Genomic DNA, 1,451 nt, shown 5'->3' with positions numbered 1-1,451 from the left:
CCTTGTACGACGGCGGTGTACCCACCACGGACGGCTCCCCCCAACGCGATCAACCCGAAGATCATCCCCCAAAGGCCAGCCAACGTGACAGCGCCGCCACGACGCGATCTCGTCCGCGACCACGTCGGTGACCTTGGAGACCAGCGCCGGGGAGACCTCCGAGCCGTAGACCTCCTTCAGATGCGCGGTGATGTCCCGCGTCGTCATGCCCCGCGCGTAGAGCGAGAGGATCATGTCGTCGACCTGCGCCAGGCGCCGCCGCCGTTTGGGCACGATGCCCGGCTCGAACGCGCCCTCACGGTCCCGCGGCACGTCCACGGTGACCGGCCCCGCCGTCGTCGTAATCGTCTTCGGGTAGGAGCCGTTGCGGTTATTGCCGCTGCCCCGGTCGGCCGGATCGCCGGCCTCGTAGCCGAGATGATCGGCCATCTCCACCTGCAGGGGCCCGTTCCAGGACTGCCTTCATCATCTGCTGCAGCAGCCCGCCGGCACCGTCCAGGCCGATCCCCGCGTCGGCCGCGTCCGCTATCAGCGAGTCGATCGCCTTGGGCGACAACGCGCCCGCCAGCCGCCGCGCGTCCGCCTCCCGGCCCTCCGCCAGGGATTCCTGACCGGCCGTCTGCTTGATGCTGTCTGTACTCACAGTGCGTGATGCCTTTCGGTCGAACCGGGGCCCGACCAACACGCAGCAAGATCAACTCCTACACGCTCGAGTAAACACCCTCGGCGTCCATCAGCACCGGCCAGGACAGGCCCAGGTCACGGGCAGCCTGCACGATCGTGGAGCCGGCATCCCGTACCCGGCATCCGGCCGCAGCCCGTAAGCGGGCAGTCAGCCGCGCCCCGCCGGTATCTGGGGGATCTGCTCGGTGAACGACTTACGCAGACACGCCGGCTCCCCGCACCACCGGCGGCGCTTGTGCCAGAAGAACACCAATCCCCGCTCGCCGTAGGGCAGGTCCCGCGGCCGGGTGGTCGCCGGTCCCTTCACACGGGAGGCGAAGACGCCGCACTCCGGGCAGGCCCGGGCCGTCTCGTCCGCCGTGGCCAGATGGACCCGCCGTGTACCGTCCTGAATCCGCTCGACCCGTATGACGGACACCCCGTCAAGGTCCAGTAACAACGTCGTATCGTTGACCATGCCCGTGGCTCCCAGATGATCGTTCTGCCTCAAGAACAGAAATGATCACCCAGGACCACGGGCCTCATGCCTACAGGGCCGACAACCACCCCAATCATCACGTACCGTGACGGCTAGTCAGCACCGGAAACAACGCGCACCGCTTAACCTCGCCGTTTCGCTTGGGTACGGCGGCTGTTGAGGCGGAAATACGAAAGTGCCTTCCTGACCTGGGACGATGAACCTTGCTGAGGGGTTCTGTCGGTCCAGGCGGAAGGCACTTTCTGCGTGCAGGTGCGACACGAGGTCGCGTGTGTTGAGTGGATGCTCT

1 protein-coding gene and 1 pseudogene are annotated in these 1,451 nt (G+C 66.8%); both read right to left on the bottom strand.

Going from position 1 to position 1,451, the window contains the following annotated elements; all coding sequences use genetic code 11:
* Nucleotides 1-93: 93 nt before the first annotated feature.
* Nucleotides 94-568, bottom strand: a pseudogene (locus ACFWDI_RS40950) (transposase); the annotation flags it as partial.
* 264 nt (nt 569-832) lie between these two features.
* Nucleotides 833-1,141, bottom strand: a complete 309-nt coding sequence (locus tag ACFWDI_RS40945) for a transposase family protein (protein WP_385312189.1) — start codon at nt 1,139-1,141, stop codon at nt 833-835.
* Between the last annotated feature and the right edge of the window lie 310 nt (nt 1,142-1,451).

Source organism: Streptomyces sp. NPDC060064 (assembly GCF_042736455.1).
GTDB lineage: Bacteria > Actinomycetota > Actinomycetes > Streptomycetales > Streptomycetaceae > Streptomyces.
This window is presented reverse-complemented; position numbering and strand designations above follow the sequence as displayed.

What these genes read in the sequence shown, in the direction of transcription:
- ACFWDI_RS40945 (WP_385312189.1), bottom strand. Translation starts at nt 1,141, where the DNA reads ATGGTCAACGATACGACGTTGTTACTGGACCTTGACGGGGTGTCCGTC.